Annotated in this window: 21 protein-coding genes; 14 read left to right on the top strand and 7 right to left on the bottom strand. The window is 68.5% G+C overall.

What is annotated here, in order from left to right; translation table 11 throughout:
* Nucleotides 1-74: 74 nt before the first annotated feature.
* On the bottom strand, nucleotides 75-2786 hold the full coding sequence (gene acnA / locus DFR50_RS26605) for an aconitate hydratase AcnA (protein WP_113892480.1): 2712 nt from the start codon (nucleotides 2784-2786) through the stop codon (nucleotides 75-77).
* A 120-nt stretch (nucleotides 2787-2906) separates the two neighbouring features.
* Between acnA and ccmA the strand changes: the two genes are divergently transcribed.
* The 4 genes from ccmA (at nucleotide 2907) to DFR50_RS26585 (ending at nucleotide 5410) form a co-directional block, all read left to right on the top strand.
* Nucleotides 2907-3527 carry a heme ABC exporter ATP-binding protein CcmA gene (gene ccmA, locus DFR50_RS26600; protein WP_113892478.1) on the top strand — a complete coding sequence of 207 codons (621 nt, stop codon included), beginning with the start codon at nucleotides 2907-2909 and terminating at the stop codon, nucleotides 3525-3527.
* 478 nt (nucleotides 3528-4005) lie between these two features.
* Nucleotides 4006-4674, top strand: a complete 669-nt coding sequence (gene ccmB, locus DFR50_RS26595) for a heme exporter protein CcmB (RefSeq protein WP_113892476.1) — start codon at nucleotides 4006-4008, stop codon at nucleotides 4672-4674.
* A gap of 32 nt (nucleotides 4675-4706) precedes the next feature.
* Entirely contained in the window at nucleotides 4707-5024 is a 318-nt protein-coding gene (locus tag DFR50_RS26590) for a nucleotidyltransferase domain-containing protein (RefSeq protein ID WP_113892474.1), read from the top strand.
* Complete coding sequence (locus DFR50_RS26585) at nucleotides 5021-5410, top strand: HEPN domain-containing protein (protein ID WP_113892471.1); 390 nt, start codon at nucleotides 5021-5023, stop codon at nucleotides 5408-5410. Before DFR50_RS26590 ends, DFR50_RS26585 begins: the two co-directional genes overlap by 4 nt.
* A gap of 27 nt (nucleotides 5411-5437) precedes the next feature.
* Here DFR50_RS26585 and DFR50_RS26580 read toward each other — a convergent pair whose 3' ends face one another.
* Together DFR50_RS26580 and DFR50_RS26575 are read right to left on the bottom strand one after the other, a co-directional pair.
* On the bottom strand, nucleotides 5438-6712 hold the full coding sequence (locus DFR50_RS26580) for a hypothetical protein (protein WP_147262940.1): 1275 nt from the start codon (nucleotides 6710-6712) through the stop codon (nucleotides 5438-5440).
* Between the two features lie 702 nt (nucleotides 6713-7414).
* Nucleotides 7415-8518 carry a transporter substrate-binding domain-containing protein gene (locus DFR50_RS26575; protein ID WP_113892467.1) on the bottom strand — a complete coding sequence of 368 codons (1104 nt, stop codon included), beginning with the start codon at nucleotides 8516-8518 and terminating at the stop codon, nucleotides 7415-7417.
* 169 nt (nucleotides 8519-8687) lie between these two features.
* Here DFR50_RS26575 and DFR50_RS26570 point away from each other — a divergent pair, with 169 nt between their 5' ends.
* The 3 genes from DFR50_RS26570 to DFR50_RS33675 are packed head-to-tail and all read left to right on the top strand — an operon-like array spanning nucleotide 8688 to nucleotide 10633.
* Nucleotides 8688-10079: an MFS transporter gene (locus DFR50_RS26570; RefSeq protein WP_113892465.1), complete on the top strand. Its 1392-nt coding sequence runs from the start codon at nucleotides 8688-8690 to the stop codon at nucleotides 10077-10079.
* Nucleotides 10080-10127: 48 nt separating this feature from the next.
* Nucleotides 10128-10355 carry a hypothetical protein gene (locus DFR50_RS26565; protein ID WP_113892463.1) on the top strand — a complete coding sequence of 76 codons (228 nt, stop codon included), beginning with the start codon at nucleotides 10128-10130 and terminating at the stop codon, nucleotides 10353-10355.
* Nucleotides 10352-10633 (top strand): type II toxin-antitoxin system RelE/ParE family toxin, encoded by a 282-nt coding sequence (locus DFR50_RS33675; RefSeq protein ID WP_170153405.1) that lies wholly within the window; start codon nucleotides 10352-10354, stop codon nucleotides 10631-10633. Before DFR50_RS26565 ends, DFR50_RS33675 begins: the two co-directional genes overlap by 4 nt.
* 66 nt (nucleotides 10634-10699) lie before the next feature.
* Here the strand turns inward: DFR50_RS33675 and katG are convergent, their stop codons facing one another.
* Complete coding sequence (gene katG, locus DFR50_RS26555) at nucleotides 10700-12901, bottom strand: catalase/peroxidase HPI (protein ID WP_113892459.1); 2202 nt, start codon at nucleotides 12899-12901, stop codon at nucleotides 10700-10702.
* A gap of 329 nt (nucleotides 12902-13230) precedes the next feature.
* Here katG and DFR50_RS26550 point away from each other — a divergent pair, with 329 nt between their 5' ends.
* From DFR50_RS26550 to DFR50_RS26530, 5 genes are all read left to right on the top strand, one after another.
* Nucleotides 13231-13989 carry a heme ABC transporter permease gene (locus DFR50_RS26550; RefSeq protein ID WP_113892457.1) on the top strand — a complete coding sequence of 253 codons (759 nt, stop codon included), beginning with the start codon at nucleotides 13231-13233 and terminating at the stop codon, nucleotides 13987-13989.
* On the top strand, nucleotides 13989-14159 hold the full coding sequence (ccmD, locus tag DFR50_RS26545; protein WP_113892455.1) for a heme exporter protein CcmD: 171 nt from the start codon (nucleotides 13989-13991) through the stop codon (nucleotides 14157-14159). Before DFR50_RS26550 ends, ccmD begins: the two co-directional genes overlap by 1 nt.
* Nucleotides 14156-14749, top strand: coding sequence for a DsbE family thiol:disulfide interchange protein (locus tag DFR50_RS26540; RefSeq protein WP_113892453.1), 594 nt, complete (start codon nucleotides 14156-14158; stop codon nucleotides 14747-14749). The genes ccmD and DFR50_RS26540 overlap by 4 nt, the downstream gene beginning before the upstream one ends.
* A gap of 117 nt (nucleotides 14750-14866) precedes the next feature.
* Nucleotides 14867-15934, top strand: coding sequence for an AI-2E family transporter (locus DFR50_RS26535; protein WP_245428169.1), 1068 nt, complete (start codon nucleotides 14867-14869; stop codon nucleotides 15932-15934).
* A 56-nt stretch (nucleotides 15935-15990) separates the two neighbouring features.
* Nucleotides 15991-16407 (top strand): hypothetical protein, encoded by a 417-nt coding sequence (locus tag DFR50_RS26530; protein WP_113892449.1) that lies wholly within the window; start codon nucleotides 15991-15993, stop codon nucleotides 16405-16407.
* A gap of 85 nt (nucleotides 16408-16492) precedes the next feature.
* Here the strand turns inward: DFR50_RS26530 and DFR50_RS26525 are convergent, their stop codons facing one another.
* Nucleotides 16493-16645: a DUF3309 family protein gene (locus tag DFR50_RS26525; RefSeq protein WP_113892447.1), complete on the bottom strand. Its 153-nt coding sequence runs from the start codon at nucleotides 16643-16645 to the stop codon at nucleotides 16493-16495.
* Between the two features lie 94 nt (nucleotides 16646-16739).
* Here DFR50_RS26525 and DFR50_RS26520 point away from each other — a divergent pair, with 94 nt between their 5' ends.
* Complete coding sequence (locus DFR50_RS26520; protein WP_113892445.1) at nucleotides 16740-17159, top strand: secondary thiamine-phosphate synthase enzyme YjbQ; 420 nt, start codon at nucleotides 16740-16742, stop codon at nucleotides 17157-17159.
* A gap of 81 nt (nucleotides 17160-17240) precedes the next feature.
* Here the strand turns inward: DFR50_RS26520 and DFR50_RS26515 are convergent, their stop codons facing one another.
* Nucleotides 17241-17444, bottom strand: a complete 204-nt coding sequence (locus DFR50_RS26515) for a CsbD family protein (RefSeq protein ID WP_113892443.1) — start codon at nucleotides 17442-17444, stop codon at nucleotides 17241-17243.
* 151 nt (nucleotides 17445-17595) lie between these two features.
* On the opposite strand from DFR50_RS26515, the gene DFR50_RS26510 reads away from it, so the two are divergent.
* Entirely contained in the window at nucleotides 17596-17859 is a 264-nt protein-coding gene (locus DFR50_RS26510) for a hypothetical protein (RefSeq protein WP_113892441.1), read from the top strand.
* A 219-nt stretch (nucleotides 17860-18078) separates the two neighbouring features.
* Here the strand turns inward: DFR50_RS26510 and DFR50_RS26505 are convergent, their stop codons facing one another.
* The gene (locus tag DFR50_RS26505; RefSeq protein ID WP_170153404.1) at nucleotides 18079-18579 is read right to left on the bottom strand and encodes a PRC-barrel domain-containing protein; all 501 of its coding nucleotides are present in this window, start codon (nucleotides 18577-18579) and stop codon (nucleotides 18079-18081) included.
* Nucleotides 18580-19052 lie beyond the last annotated feature (473 nt).

The raw sequence follows: 19052 nt of genomic DNA, 5'->3' as shown, positions 1-19052 counted from the left end.
CGTCGCCAGGAGGCAGGAAGTCCCATCCCGGCTGATCCGCGGAAGGCCTACCGGTCTGTCGCCACAGCCACAGGCTAACCCGCCAGCTGCCGCAGCACGTACTGCAAGATCCCGCCGTTGCGAAAATATTCGAGCTCGTCGAGCGTGTCGATGCGGCAGACGAGCGGAACGGAAAACGCCTCGCCGTTCGAACGCGCGACCTCGGCCTGCAAGATCTGGCGCGGCTTGAGCGTTTCGCCCAGGCCGCGGACGGTCACCGTCTCGTCGCCGACGAGGCCCAGCGTTTGCCAGCTCGTCCCCTCCTCGAACACCAGCGGCAGCACCCCCATGCCGACCAGGTTCGAGCGGTGGATGCGCTCGAAACTCTGGGCGACGACAGCGCGCACGCCCAAGAGCTTCGTGCCCTTGGCCGCCCAGTCGCGCGACGAGCCGGTGCCGTATTCCTTGCCGGCGAACACGACCAGCGGGACCTTCTCCGCCATGTACTTCATCGCCGCGTCGTAGATGGCGAGGCGCTCGCCGCCGGGCTGGTGGATCGTCAGGCCGCCCTCGACCACGGCCCCGGCCTCGTCCTTCACCATCTGGTTCTTGATGCGGATGTTGGCGAACGTGCCGCGCATCATCACCTCATGGTTGCCGCGCCGGGTGCCGTACTGGTTGAAGTCGGCCGGTTGGACGCCGTGCCCGGTCAGGTACTTGCCCGCGGGGCTCGCCGCCTTGATCGAGCCGGCCGGGGAAATGTGATCCGTGGTGATCGAATCGAGGAACAGCGCCAGAATGCGACCGCCCTCGATGTCGGCGACAGGCGCGGGCGTCATGGTCAGGCCATCGAAATAGGGCGGGTTCTGGACGTAGGTCGAGTCCGCGTCCCAGGCGTAGGTGAGCCCCGCCGGCGCCTTCACCCTGCGCCAGTTGGCGTCGCCGTCGAACACGCTCGCGTACCGGGTCTTGAACATCTTCGCGGTGATGACCGAATCGACGAGGTCGTCCACCTCCTGGCCCTTCGGCCAGATGTCGGAGAGGTAGACGTCCGCGCCCTGCCTGTCCTTGCCGAGCGCTTCGCGGGTGAGGTCGATCGCCATCGAGCCGGCGAGCGCATAGGCGACGACCAGCGGGGGCGAGGCGAGGTAGTTGGCGCGCACGTCCGGATTGACGCGACCCTCGAAGTTGCGATTGCCCGAGAGCACCGAGGTTGCGACCAGATTGTGTTTCGCGATCGCGGCCGAGATTTCCGGCGCGAGCGGGCCGGAATTGCCGATGCAGGTGGTGCAGCCGAAGCCGACAATGTTGAAGCCGAGCTTGTCGAGCGGCTTCTGGAGGTCGGCCTCCTTGAGATAGTCCTGCACGACCTGGCTGCCCGGCGCGAGCGAGGTCTTGACCCAGGGCTTTACGGTCAGGCCCCTGGCGACGGCGTTGCGGGCGACGAGGCCGGCGGCGAGCATCACGCTCGGGTTCGAGGTGTTGGTGCAGGAGGTGATCGCGGCGATCACGACGTCGCCGGCGCCGAGGTCGTAGTTCGCCCCCTCGACCGCGTGGCGCGCGCCGAGCGCGTCGGGCTGCTTGAACTCGCCCGCCATCGCCTGCTCGAAGCCGGACTTCGCCTCGGAGAGCGCGATCCGGTCCTGCGGGCGTTTGGGGCCGGCGAGCGAGGGCGCGACCTCGCCCAGGTCGAGCGCCAGCGTGTCGGTGAACACGGGGTCGGGCGTGGCGCGGGTGCGAAAGGTCCCCTGCGCCCGGGCGTAGGCCTCGACGAGGGCGATGCGCGACGGCTTGCGGCCGGAACTCTTCAGATAGTCGAGCGTCTTCGCGTCGATCGGGAACAGGCCGCAGGTCGCGCCGTATTCGGGCGCCATATTGGCCAGCGTCGCCCGGTCGGCGACCGACATCGCGTTGAGGCCGGGGCCGTGGAACTCGACGAACTTGCCGACCACGCCCTTCTTGCGCAGCATCTGGGTGACGGTCAGCACGAGGTCGGTCGCGGTCACCCCCTCGCGCAATTCGCCGGCGAGCCGGAAGCCGATCACTTCGGGCAGCAGCATCGACAGCGGCTGGCCGAGCATCGCAGCCTCCGCTTCGATGCCGCCGACGCCCCAGCCGAGCACGGCGAGACCGTTGACCATGGTCGTGTGGCTGTCGGTGCCGACCAGCGTGTCGGGATAGGCGACCTCGACGGTGCGGCCGTCCTTCTTTTCCTTCGCGGTCCAGACGGTCTGAGCCAGATACTCGAGGTTGACCTGATGGCAGATGCCGGCCCCGGGCGGCACGACCGAGAAATTGGAGAAGGCCTGCTGGCCCCACTTGAGAAACCGGTAGCGCTCCTGATTCTGCTCGTACTCGCGCGCGACGTTGAGGCCGAGCGCCTTCTGCGTGCCGAAATAGTCGACGACCACCGAATGGTCGATGACGAGGTCGACCGGCACCAGCGGGTTGATCCGGTCGGGGTCGCCGCCGAGCGCCTTCATCGCGTCGCGCATCGCGGCGAGGTCGACGACGGCGGGGACGCCGGTGAAATCCTGCATCAGCACGCGCGCCGGGCGAAAGGCGATCTCGTGCTCCTTCGCGCCCCGGTCGTCGAGCCAGGCCGCGACCGCCTCGATGTCGGCCTTGGTGACACTGCGGCCGTCCTCGTTGCGCAGCAGGTTCTCGAGCACGATTTTCAGCGAGAACGGCAGCGACGAGACGCCGCGCAAGCCGTTCTTCTCTGCAGCTTTGATGGAGAAATAATCGTAGGTTTTCGCCCCTACGGTCAGTGACTTGCGGCACTTGAAACTGTCGAGGCTGGCCATGCGCGCGCTCCGAGAAGCGGGATGAACGAAGCACGGGTTATAGAAAACTTCAGGCATGCGCGCTACAGGGACTATTCGTCGAAGGGGGCGGCGTCGCGCGGCGCTTTTCATGGAGAATCAATGCGTTTGCGGGCGTGGGACCTGGCCATGGAGCGCGGCGGGCGGAGGCTGTTTTCGCGTCTCGGGTTCGAGGCCGAGGCGGGATCGGCGCTGATCGTGACCGGGCCGAACGGGTCCGGCAAGTCGAGCCTGCTCCGAGCGCTGTGCGGTTTCCTGCCGCTCCAGTCCGGCGGCTTCGCCCTCGACGGCGGCGACGGCGAGCGGACCTTGGGCGAGCAGGCGCATTACCTCGGCCACGCCGACGCCCTGAAAGGGGCGCTGACCGCGGGCGAAAACCTCGTCTTCTGGGCCGGCGCGCTCGGCGGAGAGGCGCGTCGCGATGCTGCGGGAGCGGCGCTGGCGAGGGTCGGCCTCGCGCATGTGATGGATTTTCCGGCGCGCGCGCTCTCCGCCGGCCAGAAGCGGCGCGTTGCGCTCGCCCGGCTGCTCGTCGCCCGGCGGCCGCTGTGGCTGCTCGACGAGCCGACCACCGCCCTCGACGCCGCTGCGCAAGACGCCTTCGCGGCGATCATGCAAGGCTTCATGGACGACGGCGGCATCGTCGTCGCCGCCACCCACGCTCCCCTCGGGCTCGCGCGGGCGCGGGAGTTGCGCATCGGCGCGGCGGGGGGCGTCGCGTGAGGGTGGCGATTGCGCGGGCGCAGCGACGAGGGCGCATCGTGAGCGTCCTAGCACCCCTTGTGGGGCTACGGCATGCACACATCTCCTTGCCGGCGCGATCTGCGAGCGACCAACAGCGTCCCCGCCCCCCTTGTGCGGGCGGGACAGGGTGGGGGGTCTCACGGAGCTCTCAGTTTCGCGGCTGGAAAGGCCAAAAACCTCGAGTTCAGCGTGACCCCCCTCCTCGTTCCTCCCCCACAAGGGGGGAGGAGGCGCACGGCGCCGACCGTTTTCGTGCGGGGCCCAAGATGTGTGCGTGCAGTAGCCTCGTGGGGGCGAGACAGACTGGGGGGTCGCGCCGAACTTGGGAAGTTCCCTTCCGCGCCAATCGGCTAGGCATGGCCCGCCCCCCCTCCCTCACAAGAGGGGAGGAGGGCGTTCGTTCGACTGGCGCAAGACCAGGCGGGACGGCATTGCGCATCAGCCGGTCGCCGGCCCCATGACCTCGGTCCTGGCTCTCTTCGCCCGCGAATGGCGGATCGCCCGGCGGATCGGCGGCGGCGCGTCGGTCGGCGCGGTGTTTTTTCTCATCCTCGTCGCGATCATGCCGTTCGCCATCGGCCCCGACCTCGCCCTGCTGGCGAAGCTCGGGCCGGCGATCCTGTGGATCGCCGCGCTGCTCGCGACCCTGCTGGGCCTCGACCGGCTGTTCCAGGCCGACCACGACGACGGCTCGCTCGACGTGATGATCAACGGCCCGCTGCCGCTGGAACTGGTGACGCTGATCAAATGCGCCGCCCACTGGACGACCAGCGCGCTGCCGCTGATCGTCGTCTCGCCGGTGTTCGGCCTGATGCTCGGCATGGCGCCCGAGCCGCTCACCCTCGTCGCCGCGACGCTTTTCGCCGGCACGCCGGCGCTGACCATGATCGGCGCGATCGGCGCGGCGCTGACGGTCTCGCTCCGGCGCGGCGGCCTCTTGATGGCGGTGCTGGTGCTGCCGCTGACGATCCCGGTGCTGATCTTCGGCGTCGCGGCGGCCTCGGCGGCCAGCGGCGGCGCGGCGCCCTTTCTGATGCCGTTCCTGATGCTGTGCGCGTTTTCCCTGTTCGCGGTCGCAGCCGCGCCGTTCGCGGCGGCGGCGGCGCTGAGATACGTGCGGGAGTAGGGAAGGCTTCGTCCCTGTGATAGTGTGGAAGGATGGACGCCTCCGCCGATCCGATCCTCGCCCGCTTTCGCGCCGCGCTCGACAAGGTCTACGGCGCGCGGCTGGAACGAGTCGTGCTGTTCGGGTCGCGCGCCCGTGGCGACGAGCGCCCGGATTCCGATTACGATATCGCGGTCTTTCTGAAGGATCCGGAGAGTTTCTGGACCGAGAGCGGCCGCCTGGCCGAGATCGAGACGGACCTCCTTTACGAGACCGGGGCCGTTATCAACGCTTTGCCGCTGCGCGTCGGACTCGATCCGGGGCGCAACCCCCTCATGCGGGAAATCGTCCGCGAGGGGCGCGATCTGTGACCGCCTTGCCGGCCGCTTATCTCGAAAAGGCGGCGCAATCGCTTCGCGAAGCGCGGGCCGTGGCGGAGATCGGCTATTACCAGGCTGCCGGACGCGCGGCTTACCTCGCCGCCTTTCACGCCGCTCAGGCGCTCATCCTGGCGCGTACCGACAAGGTGGCCAAGACGCATTCCGGTGTGCGCAGTGAGTTCTCCCGGCTCGTGAAAGACGACCCGGCCATGGAGCGCGGGCTGACCGCGTTTCTCGCGCGGGCCTACCGCATGAAAGTCGCTGCGGACTACACCGTGGGCGCGGATGAGGAGGTGGGGAAGTCGGAGGCGACCGAAGCGATCGAGAGTGCAACCCGTTTCGTCGAAGCTGTGGAGCGTGCATTGTCCGGGCCATGACGGCAGAAGGACGTTTCTGATCGGCTCTCACTTGAGCAAAGGCAATATCGCCTCGAGCCACGAATACATCTGCGGGTAATGCGCCGTGAGCCACGCCGCCAGCGTCGGTCCGCCGACCTTGGCGCCGGCGCCCGCAACGGTTGCCGCAAGCGTCACCTTCAACAGTTTGAACAAGGCCGGCCCGACTTCGTCGCCGGCCTTTCGAGAGGACTTTCGCAGGCTCTCGTCGGCCCCTTCGCCAAATTCGTTCGCGTAAGAGCCAATCTTCTTCTCGGCGACCTTTGCCGCCTTGCCCGCGCCTCCAAGAACGGCCAGTCCGCCTTCCGCGATGCGCTTCAACGTGTTGTTGAGGCTCTCCAGAATGTCTCGCGCCAGTGCCTCGCGGCCAAACTCGCTTGGCTCATTGCGGCCTTCGGCGCGCGTCGCCGCATCGGCGAGTTCGTCGGAAAGGTCGGCGATCGCATCGGGAAGGACTTGGTCGACGACATCCCGGCTCTCCGGTTCCCGCAGGACATCGGCGAGCGTCTCAGCCGCCTTGGCGATGTCGTGCGCTTCGGCCGGGAGCACCTTTTCGATCGGCGGCTCTTGCGTGAAATCGACCCACTTGGGAAAGCGGCGCAGCGTGCGCTCGAAGGCCAGCGTCACCGAAGCGTATCGAGCCGCGACGAGCTCCGGCCACGACTCCGCGACGATCTTTAGATAGCCCTTGAGCTCATCGAATTCGTGGCCAAGCCGGAAGAGCTGTGTCTGGCTGGGACGCTTGCTTGGTATCCCTTTCGAGATTTCGTCGAGCCGCTTCGCGATGCGTTTGTCGATGTTGCTCTCTTGGCCGGCAGCCTCCGCTAGGCGCCTGAGGCTCTGGGCAAGAGCCTCCAAGGAGGCAAGAATCGTTTGCCCGGACAGGGTCGCTTCGACGGCCGTCCTGGCGAGGGTCAGGCGTCCGGATTCGAAGATCGGCTCGATGGAGGCGGGGCGGAGGGCAGGAACGTGTGGGAGCGATGTCGGGGCGCCAGGAGGCGCGGCCGCAGGCGCGCCTCCGATCAAGACGTTGCCCAACGGCGTTGCGTTGAAGCTGGCGCTCATCGGGGGCCGGTCATTGCCCTCGGTATGCTTTTCCGTCAGCCGCTTGATCTCGGCGTTCACCACCGCCGGACCCTGTGTCCAGATGTCGTCCGGAATCGTCGCGCGGGCGATTTCGAGCGCTTCGTTCGGCGGAGAACCGGCGTCGCCGTCGAGCCGCGCCTCATACCAGTCGGTCCAGACGTCCCAACCTTCGTTGGCGTCGAGGAGAACAGATTTCAAGGTCCGCCAGGCTTTGCTCGCCCGCTGCGGGGGGCCGTTCGGCCAAAGGGGCATTCCCGCGAGATCGTCGGCGGCGCGGCCCGAATCAATCTGAGCGGCGTCGGCGGCGAAGGCCGCGGCGGCGGCGGAGGCGGCGGCGGCGGAGGCGTAGGCGACGGCGTAGCTGGTGGAGGCGGAGGCAGAGGCGGAGGCGGAGGTGGCGGCGGAGGCGGAGGCGGAGGCGGCGGCGGAGGCGGAGGCGGAGGCGGCGGCGGAGACGGCGGAGGCGGCGGAGGCGGCAGACGCGGAAGACGCGGACGCGGCGGCGGCGGCGGCGGCGGTGCGAAGCTTGTTACCGTGGGCCGGATATTTACCGGCGACCCAAGGCAACGCCGTCCCGCGCAAGCACGGCAAAACGATGTCAGGCGGCGTTCGTTTGCGGGAGCGGCCGCTCGTCACCTCCCTTTGGAGGAAGGGGATGGCCCGGAGGGCCGCGCGCGCGGCAATGACGATCGCGACCTGACGCCGCCGCTCGGCCGGCTCGATGGCCTCGAGCCAGCGCCTGATCTCCGTTTGCTTCGAAAAATCGACCATCCCCGCCCCGCGCCCGAAGCGCTTCCCGCGATGCCCAGACTGACAGCGGGATTCCAGTCGTGCAAGCGTCCTTCGCTCACATCGAGAGGGGTTCTATCCATAGGGCGCAGCGTCAAAACGGCGGCCCCCTCACGGCCCAAAATAGCTCGCCTCGACCCGGCGCCACTCGGGCGTGGCGGTGATTTCGGCCAGCGCCTCGTCGAGCGGCCGTTTCAGCGCGCTGCCGGGCGGCAGGGCGAAGGCCATGTAGGCCGGCGCGAGCACGCCACGGGGCGGCTCGACCGTCCGGCTGAACCGCGTCGCAATCGCGTATTGCAGCGCGCCGACGCTGTTGACGACCGCGTCGACCTCGCCGCGCGCCAGCGCCGCCAGTTCGGACGGGATGTCGTCGAACGGCCGATAGGCGAGCCGCCGCTCGTCCAGAAACTCGGCGCCCGACGAGCGCGCCACCGCCGCGAGCCGCTTGCCGACGAGATCGGCCTCGGTCAGCGGGCGCGCGCTCGCGACCCGGTCGGCGGTCACCTTCGAGACGACGGCGGTCGAGATCAGCGAGATCAGCGCGACGCTCGCCAGCATCCACACCACCGCGATGATGCGCCCGCTGCTGGTCTTGGGCGTCTTGTCGCCGTAGCCGACCGTCGTCATGGTGACGACCGCCCAGTAGACGCCGTCGCGCAAGCTGGCCACTGCCGATTCGTGCGCCCGCTTCGGCCGCTCGGCGAGCCACATCGCGACGCCCATCGCCACGAGCAGCGCTAAGGTCAGCGCGATCAGCGGGCTGAGCTCCGCCACCACCGAGGCGTAGGTCCGGAAGGCGGCGGTCAGGCCGCTGTCCCTGCGCACCGCGACCGCGACGCCGGAGCGGTGCGCCGGATAGCTGAAGTCGACGCGCGCCAGGCGCTCGGGCGTGATCGTGATCGCGCCGATGGCGGCGTCGTAGTCGCCGCGCGCGACGCCGTCGAGCACCGCCGTCATCTGCGCGACCGGGACGAGCCGGTACTCGCGGCCGAGGACCTCCGCCGCGCGCCGCCACAGATCGACGCTGACGCCGTCGATCGTCCCGTCCGGCTCGGCGTGGCCGTAGGGCGGCACGTCATAGACCGCCACCCGGAGCGGCGCTTCCGCCGCCGCGGAAGCCGTCGCGACGAGCGAAACGAGCGCGAGCGCCGGCGCGAGACGCCGAAACCGCCGCGAGGCGGCGAACGGTGAGCGATGGCAAGCCGACGGGGGCATGAGCGGGGCGCGAGGGACCAGATTCGCGGAAAGCGTAGCGCGGCGACGCGAAGATCGCGTGTCCGCCGCGCCGCGGCGGCTCGCCTGGCCGACGAGCTGCGTTCGACCGCGTTTTTGACACCCCGACCGCGCGCCCCTATTGCGCCGGACAGCGACAAAAGGAGGAACCATGCCCGAGGACAGAGCGATCCCGACCGCAGGCGGAATCTCCGCCCGCATCGACCGGCTGCCGGCGACGCGCACGATCTGGACCATGCTCGTCCTGCTCGGCTTCGGCATGTTCTTCGAGCTGTACGACCTCTTGTTCACCGCCTATGTCGCGCCGAGCCTCGTCAAGTCCGGCGTGCTGACCGCGCACACGACCGGACTGTTCGGAACGACCGGCGTCGCGAGCTTCATCGCCGCTCTGTTCACCGGCCTGTTCGTCGGCACGCTCGTCTGCGGCTTCCTCGCCGACCGCTTTGGCCGCCGCGCGATCTTCACCTGGTCGCTCCTCTGGTATTCCGCCGCCAATGTCATGGTGGCGATGCAGAACGACGCCTTCGGGCTCAATCTCTGGCGGTTCGTCAGCGGCGTCGGGCTCGGGCTCGAGATGGTGACGATCGGCGCCTATGTCAGCGAACTGGCGCCGAAGGCGATCCGCGGGCGGGCCTTCGCCGTCAACCAGGCGATCGGCTTCACGTGCGTGCCGATCATCTCGTTCCTGGCCTTCGTGCTCGTGCCGGCCGCGCCGCTCGGCGTCGAGGGCTGGCGCTGGGTGGTGCTGATCGGCGCGCTGGCGGCGCCGATCGTGGTGGTGTTGCGTCGCAACCTGCCGGAGAGCCCGCGCTGGCTCGCCAGGCACGGTCGGCTCGCCGAGGCTGACGCGGCGCTGAGGCGAATCGAGGCGAACGTTGCAGCCGACATCGGCAAGCCGCTGCCGCCGCCCGGCCCCGACGAGCCGGTCGCGCCGGCGGGCGGCTTCATGGACCTCTGGCGTCCGGGCGTGCGCGGCCGCGTGATCCTGATGAGCGTCTTCAACATCTTCCAGACCGTCGGCTTCTACGGCTTCGCCAATTGGGTCCCCTCGCTCCTGGTCAAGCAGGGGATCACCGTCTCGACCAGCCTCGGCTACACGACGGTGATCGCGCTCGCGGCGCCGGTCGGGCCGCTGATCGGCTTCTTCCTCGGCGACCGGCTCGAACGCAAGTGGGTCATCGTCGCCGCGGCCTTGCTGATCCTCGTCGCCGGGCTCGTGTTCGGGCAGGCGCGCGAGGCCGCGACGATCATCGCCATGGGCGTCGTGCTGACGCTCGCCAACAACGTCATGTCCTACAGTTTTCACGCCTACCAGCAGGAATTGTTCCCGACCGGGATTCGGGCGCGAGCGGCAGGCTTCGTCTATTCGTGGAGCCGGCTCTCGGTGATCTTCAGTTCCTTCGTGATCGCCTTCATCCTCGACGGTTTCGGCGCGCCGGGGGTGTTCGTGTTCATCGCGGGCGCGATGGCGATCGTGATGGCGACGATCGGATTGTTCGGACCGAGGACGACCAACCTGGCGCTGGAGACGATCGCGCATTGAGTCTTGGCGCTCTTTGCGGCTTCCTCGCCGAAATGGTAACGTTGCACGATGAACTCGACACTCCGGAAGCTCCTGCCCGCGATCGAAGCGTGGCCGGATGAAGACCAAGAAGCGCTCGCCGAGGCGGCGCGCGAAATCGAGGCCGTGCGCACCGGCGTGTACATTTTGTCGCCGGCTGAAGAGGCCGCCGTCGCCGAAGGCCTGAAACAGGCTGACGAGGGACTGTTCGTCGACGATGGTCGTATCCGCGCGCTCTGGAAAAGCGCAGGGCTGTGATTGTTCGGTTTACCGAACGCGCGGAAAGCGACCTCTCGGCAATCTTGGCGCACCTTGTCGCGGCGTCCCCGGTGGGCGCGCGAAACGTTGCAGCGAGCCTTCGAGAGGCGCTGCAAGTCGTCGCCGACCATCCCTTGGGAGGCAAGAGAACCTCCCGACGGATGCTGTTCGTCAAGATCGTCCCGCGCTATCCCTGCAAGATGTTTTACAGGGTCGGGGAAGACGCCGTGGAGATCGTCCCTATCCGGCATGCCTCGCGGCGACCCTGGTTCGCTTAGCTGGCGTCTGATCGGCGCCGCGCGCCCAAGGCGCGCGGCGGTCACTGGCGGCCCTGCAGGTCTATTCTATTCCGCCGCCATCCGCATCGGCTCATCGCGCGTGACGAGGTCGAAGCGGTCCGCGTTCATCACCTTGTTCCAGGCCCTGACGAAGTCCTTGACGAACTTGTCGCCTGCGTCCGCCGACCCGTAGACCTCGGCGATCGCGCGCAGCTGCGCGTGCGCGCCGAAGATCAGGTCCACCCGGGTGGCGGTCCATTTGACCTCGCCGGTCTTGCGGTCGCGGCCCTCGTAGACACCCTCGGCATTCGCGGCCGGCCGCCACACCGTGCCCATGTCGAGCAGATTGACGAAGACGTCGTTGGTCAACGTCCCGGGCCGTTTGGTGAACACCCCGTGCGGCGACTTGCCGGCGTTGGCGCCGAGCGCTCGCAAGCCCCCGACCAGAACCGTCATCTCGGGCGCCGTCAGCCGCAGGAGCTGCGCCCTGTCGACCAGCCCCTCCTCGGGCGCCATCAGCTGCTTGCCGCTGACATAATTGCGGAAGCCGTCGGTCCTGGGCTCGAGCACGCTGAAGGATTCGACGTCGGTCTCCTCCTGTGAAGCGTCCATGCGCCCGGGCGCGAAGGGAACCTTGGCGTCGTGGCCGCCGTCCTTCGCCGCCTTCTCGATCGCCGCCGCGCCGCCGAGGACGATCAGGTCGGCGAGGGAGACTTTCTTGCCGCCTCTGGCCTGGGCGTTGAACTCCTTCCGGACCGCTTCGAGCTTTAGAAGGGTCTTGGCGAGTTCGGGCGGGTTGTTGACTTCCCAGTCCTTTTGCGGGCTGAGACGGATGCGCGCGCCGTTGGCGCCGCCGCGCTTGTCGGAGCCGCGGAAGGTCGAGGCCGACGCCCACGCCGCCGAGACGAGGTCGGGCACGGTCAGTCCGGACGCGAGGATCTTCGCCTTCAGCGCCGTGGCGTCGGCGTCGTCGATCAGCGGATGATCGACGGCCGGGATCGGGTCCTGCCAGACGAGCTGTTCCTTCGGAACGAGCGGGCCGAGATAGCGGACGATCGGCCCCATGTCGCGATGGGTGAGCTTGAACCAGGCGCGGGCGAACGCGTCCGCGAACTGGTCGGGATGCTCGAAGAAGCGCCGCGAGATTTTTTCATAGGCCGGGTCGAAGCGGAGCGACAGGTCGGTCGTCAGCATGGTCGGCACGCGCTTCTTCGTCGGATCGAAGGGGTCGGGAACGGAGGCTTCGGCGCCCTTGGCCTGCCACTGCTTGACCCCGGCCGGGCTCTTGGTCAGCTCCCACTCGAATTTGAACAGATTGTCGAAGAAGTGGTTGCTCCACTGGGTCGGCGTCTGCGACCAGATCACCTCGGGACCGCCGGAGATGGCGTCCGCGCCGACGCCTGTCCCGTACTTGCTCCTCCAGCCGAGGCCCTGATCCTCGATGTCGCCGGCTTCCGGCGCGACGCCGACGAAGGACGGATCGCCCGCGCCGTGGGTCTTGCCGAAGGTGTGGCCGCCGGCGATCAGCGCCACCGTCTCCTCGTCGTCCATCGCCATGCGCTTGAACGTCTCGCGGATGTCCTTCGCCGCCGCGAGCGGGTCGGGATTGCCGTTCGGCCCCTCGGGATTGACGTAGATCAGGCCCATCTGCACCGCCGCGAGCGGGTTCTCGAGCTCGCGCTCGCCGCTGTAGCGGGTGTCGCCGAGCCACGTCCCTTCCGGACCCCAATAGAGTTCCTCGGGCTCCCACGTGTCCTTGCGCCCGCCGCCGAAGCCGAAGGTCTTGAAGCCCATCGACTCGAGCGCGACGTTGCCGGCGAGCACCATCAGGTCCGCCCAGGAGATCTTCCGCCCGTATTTCTGCTTGATCGGCCACAGGAGCCGGCGCGCCTTGTCGAGATTGGCGTTGTCCGGCCAGGAGTTCAGCGGCGCGAAGCGCTGCTGGCCGGCTCCCGCCCCGCCGCGGCCGTCGGCGATGCGGTAGGTGCCGGCGCTGTGCCAGGCCATGCGGATGAACAAGCCGCCATAGTGGCCGAAGTCGGCCGGCCACCAGTCCTGCGAACTCGTCATCAGGGCTTCGAGGTCGCGGGTCACCGCGTCGAGGTCGAGGCTCTTGAATTCCTGGGCGTAGTCGAAGGCCTCGCCCATCGGATCGGACAAGGTCGAATTCGCGTGCAGAACGCCGAGATCGAGCTGGTTCGGCCACCAGTCCCGGTTCCTGTGAACGCGGCTCCCGTGCTGGACGGGGCATTGGCTTTCGCTGGTCATGACTTCCTCGGTCCTTTCGTCAAGATTCCGTCGGAACACGGCCACGAAACGCGACCCTTCGTGGCGACTGGCGCGGCGCCCGCCTCCGAAGGGGGCGCGTGTGACGTTTTGCCGGGCGAACAGGGGCAGGCGAGGTCGGAGAAACCGCTCTCTTTGACTTCCCTCCCTGCCATTCATTCTGGCGACGCCACCTTAGCCGATCGAACGACAGGCGGAAACGAATTCTTCCGCGCTCTTTAATCGGGTTTTCCGATCGTCGTGCCGCGGCGCCGGCTGCGCCGATCGGACGCAATTGCCGGCCGCCGCGCGGGGCGGTAAAAGACCCCGCAATGATCAACATCGCCAATCCGACGGTCTTCGTCGACCTCACGCGCCGTCTGGCGCCGTGGCTCGCTTCGGCGACGGCGGTCACGTTCGCCGTCGGCCTGACGCTGTCGTTTCTGGCGCCGCCGGACTACCAGCAGGGCGAGACCGCCAAGATCATGTATCTGCACGTCCCGGCGGCGATGATGGCGTCCTTCGTCTACGCGGTGATGACGCTCGCGGCGCTCGGCACGCTCGTCTGGCGCCACCCGCTCGCCGACGCCGCGCAGAAGGCTGCGGCGCCGCTCGGAGCGGGCTTCACCTTCATCTGCCTCGCCACCGGCTCGCTGTGGGGCAAGCCGATGTGGGGGACCTACTGGGTTTGGGACGCGCGGCTGACGTCGGTGCTGGTGCTGTTCCTGCTCTATCTCGGCCTGATCGCGCTGTGGCGGGCGATCGACGACCCGGGCCGGGCGGCGCGCGCCGCCGCGATCCTGACCCTCGTCGGCTGCGTCAACCTGCCGATCATCAAATTCTCGGTCGACTGGTGGAACACCCTGCACCAGCCCGCCTCGGTGTTCCGGCTCGGCGGGCCGACCATCGACCGCTCGCTGCTGTGGCCGCTGATCGTCATGATCGCAGCCTTCGCCCTGCTGTTCCTCACCCTGCATCTGCTCGCGATCCGCAACGAGATCCTGCGCCGGCGGATCGCGCGGGTGACCATGCTCGCCGCCGCCGAGGGCGACCGGTTCGCGGCGCCGCCGTTCGCGGCGGAGGGCGCGTGATGCTGAGCGATCCGCACATCGGCTTCGTGATCGCGGCCTATGCCGTCGCCGCTGTGGTGATCGCCGCGATGATCGGCGCGGTCGCGCTCGACTACCGGCGCCTCAGCGCGGCGCTGGCGGAGGCGAACCGGGCGCTGGAAGCCGCGCGCGGGTCGAGGAGCGGGCGTTGACCGGCGCGGCCCCCGAGGCGGCGCGCCCGTCCCGCCGCTGGCTGGCGTTCCTGCCGGCCGCCGTCTTCGTCGTCCTCGCGGCGCTTTTGTTCGTCCGCCTCTACGCCGGCGATCCGGCGAAGCTGCCCTCGGCCCTGATCGGCCAGAGCGCGCCGCAGCTCGACCTGCCCGGGCTCGACGGCCAGGCGGGCCTGACCGACGCCGACCTGCGTCGGGGCCACGTCACCGTGGTCAACGTGTTCGGCTCCTGGTGCGCGCCGTGCCACGACGAACATCCGAACCTGATGGCGCTGGCCGCGGACGAAGCGCTCAAGGCGAAAGGCGTCGTGGTCTACGGCGTGGCGCAGAAGGACAAGCCCGACAACGTCCGCCGTTTCCTCGGCGCGCTCGGCGACCCTTACGCCAAAATCGGCCTCGATCCGGACGGGCGGGCCGGCATCGACTGGGGCGTCTACGGCGTGCCGGAGACCTTCGTCGTGCGCGGCGACGGAACCATCGCCTACAAGTACGTCGGTCCGATCACCGCCGAGGCGCTCGAGAGCGAGGTGAAGCCGCAGATTCTCAAGGCCGCCGGCGCGCCGGCGTCCTGAAGGCCGGTCGCGGGCCGAGCCCCGACATCGTCGCAATTCATTTGAGCCGATTCCGGTCCTGCCGCGTTTATGCGTTGCAGGGTTCGTGCCTTGCCGGCGCGATTGGAAGGACGAGGCGTGAGCGACAGGCGTCCAAGGCCCATTCCGGCCGTCATCGTCGACGAGAGCGCCCAGCCCGTCGACCGGCTGAGGCTGCTGTCGGTCTGGTCGGCGGCGTCGATCGCCGTCGTCGCCGTCGGCGCGGCCTTGTTCGTCGCCCGCGAGATGCTGCTGCCGATCGTGACGGCCTTCGTGGTCGGGGTGATGCTGTCGCCGCTCGCCAAGGCGCTCGAGGCGCGGCGCATCCCGCGCGTCGTCTCGGCCGCGCTGATCGTGCTGATCACCGCCCTGCTGATCGCGCTGATCGTCGGGCTGATCGCCACGCCCGTCGCCGAACTCGCGGAAAAGCTGCCCGCGATGGGAGACAAGCTCCACACGTTCGACGGACTGTTCGGCTTCTGGCGACGAGTCGAGGCGTCCCTGGGCATCCACGCGGGAGGAGCCGCGGTCGCGCTGCCCGAGCCCAGCATCAGCTGGGTGCCGACCACGATCGGCTATATTTCGCCGCCGGTCACCGGATTGCTCTACTTCCTGGTGGTGCTGCTGCTGTTCATCTCGTGGTGGCCGGACCTGCGCCGCCAGCTCGTCATGACCTTCGCGAGCCGCGACTCCCGGCTGCGGGTTCTCAGGATCCTCAACGAGGTGGAGGACTCGCTCGCCGGCTATCTGGTCACCGTCACCAGCATCAACCTCGCCGTGGGCGCGGCCGCGGGGTTGATCGCGCTGGCGACCGGCCTGCCGACGCCGATCGGCTTCGGAACGCTGGCGGCGACGCTGAACTTCATCCCGATCGTCGGGCCGATCGCGATGACCGCGGTGCTCGCGGTGGTGGGCGTGGTCACGGGGGCGACCCTGGGGATGGGCCTCCTGCCGGCGGCGCTGTTCATGCTGGTCGTGTTCGTCGAGGGGCAGTTCATCACGCCGGCGATCATCGGCCGCAAGATCGAGATCAACGCCCTCGCCGTGCTGCTGTCGCTGATGTTCTGGAGCTGGATGTGGGGGCCGATGGGCGCCTTTCTGTCGTCGCCGCTGCTGATCGTCGGCTTGATCCTGCACGACCACCTCGCGCCCGAGCAGCGCCCCTGACCGCGACGGAACCTCGACGGGACAGGCGCGTTCGAAGTGCGGAAACGGAGTTGGCCATGAATGACGTTGCGAATGCCGTCAACGGCGCGACGAAGGTCGCAAGCGACCTCGCCGGGAACGCAGGACGGAGCGCGACGGACGCCCGCGACCGCCTCGGTGAGGATATGGCGGCGGTGAAAACCGAGCTCGCCGAGCTGTCCCGCCGGATTACCGGCGCGGTCGGCGCATTCGGCGCCGTCGCGCAGGAAGAGGGGCGGCTCGGACTGGGGCGCGCTCGCACCGAGGCGGGCGCGGTCGCGTCGGAGGCCTCCGGGCGCGCCGCGGTCGCAGCCGAGGCGTTGAGCATCGTCGCTCAGGATCAGGCGTCCTCGATCGGCGGCCTGATCGCCGATTCCCTCGAGCGGCGCCCGGTCGTATCGCTCTCGGTCGCTGTGGCGATCGGCTTCCTCATCGGCGCTGCCTTGCGTCGCTGACGGCGCGGCCGGGCCGCCCGCGCGGACTGATCGGCAAACGACCCGGCTTCGCCGCGGGCGGGGCGCCGCCCGCCCGCGGCTCGGGCTACAGGATGCCGAGAAGCGCCAAAATAACGAGAATGATCAGGATGCCGCCGAGGCCGCCCGCGGGGTAGTAGCCCCAGCCGGCGCTGTATGGCCATGTCGGCAAGGCGCCGAGCAAAAGCAATATGACGATGATGAGAAGAATGAGTCGCATCGACGGTGGCCCCTTGTCTTCTTGCTGGTTTGAGCACGACAATAACCTGGCAACGTCGAAACTGTTCCCCGGAAGCCGATTGGAGCTCCGTACGATGCGCCAGTTCGTCGAGATCCTCGCTATCCCGACCCGGGGCCGTGGCCTCGTGGAGGCGACCGCGGCGGTGTCGCAATGGGCGACCGGTCTCGGGATTCGAACCGGCCTCCTGACCCTCTTCTGCCGCCACACCTCGGCTTCGCTGATCATCCAGGAAAACGCCGCGCCGGAAGCGCGCTCCGACCTCGAGGCGTTTTTCGAGCGCGTCGCGCCGGAGGACCCGCGGCTCTACGCCCACGACGACGAGGGGCCGGACGATATGCCCGCCCACATCCGCGCCGCGCTGACCGGCGCGCACCTCTCCATCCCGATGATCGGCGGGCGGCTCGCGCTCGGAACCTGGCAGGGGATTTTTCTCTTCGAGCATCGCCGCGCGCCCCAGCGGCGGGAAATCGCCGCACATCTGATGGGAGCGTGAGGCGGCGGCGGCAAAAGAAAAGCTCCGTCCCCGAGGGACGGAGCGGGCGCCCGCGGTCCGGAACCGGACCGACCGGGGCTTTCAGATGGTCTGGCGGGTCCGCCACGCCTCGACCGCTTCCCGCGCCTCGTCCTTCGCCAGTCCGTAACGCTCCTGAATCTTGCCTTCGAGCTGATCGCGCTGCCCGTCGATGGTCGTCAGATCATCGTCCGTCAGCGCGCCCCACTGTTCCTTGACCTTGCCGGTCATCTGCTTCCAGCTTCCCTGGATCCGATCCCAATCCATCCGATTGCTCCCGTGATTCGTCCGCCCGCACGCGCCGCGAGCGCGTTTGGGCAACGGTCGAAAGCGGCGCATTGTTCCCGCTTCCCGACAGACTGCGAAACCGACGGAACACTGGGGGAGAAACGGCGTTGCGCTGGCGGAGGACAGAGCGATGGCGCACCAGACCAGCACGACATCCGGCCCCGCCGCGCGCCGGGAAGCCGATGCGCGCGACGAGGCGGCGAAGCCGGAGCGGGAGCACGGAATGAGCCGAAATCGCGAGCCCCGGCGCAATCCGGTCCTGCCGCACGAGGGCGAGCGGGAGAAGACGCAGCCCTATTCCCGGGAGGTTGAGGACTATTCGGGCCAGGGCGTGACGAAGCCGCCGAGAGACCAGAGCGACGACGCGCGTCCTCCGGCCGATCCGTCGTCATAGCGCGCCCGCCGGCATGCGAGGCGGTCGCTCCCGCTTCGACGCGGCGCCGCGGTTCTTCCGCGCTCGCTCCTGGGAATCCCGGACGGACGCCGCGAGGCGCGACTCCCACGGTGAATTCGTTGGCCGCCTGCGCAGCGGCCGTCGGGCGGGCGTTCCGAGCCGAGACGGCTCGGAACGTCGGCTGAACCCGAGCGCGCTCTCGCGCCCGCGCCGCTTGCTTTAGCTTCGGCTCGCGCTCCAGCGGCCGTCGTACTTGAACTCGGGCGCGGCCTTGAGCTGGTCCTTGCTGGCGTTCATTGCCGCGCGCCACGTCTTGTTGCTGTCGTCGTAGGTGATCGCGACGGCGCCCGGATCGACCGCGACATAGTGCGTTCCCATCCCGAGGAAGCCGCCCACCGACAGGATGTAGCCCTTCACCGACTGGTCCGGCCCCAGCACGACGTCGTGGATCTTGCCGACGTCGTTGTTCTGGCTGTTGTAGACGTCGAGACCGACGACGTTTCCGGTCAACATCGCCGTGTCCGGAACCTGGATGAAGCTCGGCCCCTTGCTCGGTACGTCGACTGCGGTCGTGGCGCGCCCGGTCGCAGGCTGATTTTGCATCGAGCCGGGCGGCGTGCTGGCCGGCCCGGCGTCGCCGGAGGGCGGAGAGGCGTTCTGAGCCAGAGCGGCGGCGGCGAACAAAGGAATCGCCGCTGCGGCGAAGAAAAGCTTACGCATGATCCTGCTCCTGTGAAGATGGTCGTCTCGATCCGAACCGCAAACGCGGTCGCAAGAAAACGCGACCGGCCTCAGCGAGTTCCTCGCGTTTCGGCCTCCCGTCGTAACTCCCAAGCCGGCAGCGAACAGCGCCGTCATCGCGAGCGACCCCCGGGTCGAAGAGCCCGGGGGGAAGCGATCCAGGGCCGCTGGGCCGCTGTCGCGCCCTCTGATCGTCCCGCCGCCCTTCGTTGCGAGCAGAAGACGGAGCGATTCTTTCCGCAGGAAGCAAGCGGCGGCATGGATTGCTCTTATGTCCTTCGTCAAGAGGTCGGACACGCGATCTCGTCTCCGCTCCTTGTTGGGAGGAAGGATGGCCTCGGATGATTGCGCAGGGGTGGGGGCGAAGCCTGTTGGACGTCGGTGATCAAACTCTAATACGCGGGTTTGTTCCGCATGTCCGAGTTGCGTCCGGGGCTGCTCCGCGTCTTCGT

It is taken from the genome of Roseiarcus fermentans, from assembly GCF_003315135.1.
GTDB classification, from domain to species: Bacteria; Pseudomonadota; Alphaproteobacteria; order Rhizobiales; family Beijerinckiaceae; genus Roseiarcus; species Roseiarcus fermentans.
This window is presented reverse-complemented; position numbering and strand designations above follow the sequence as displayed.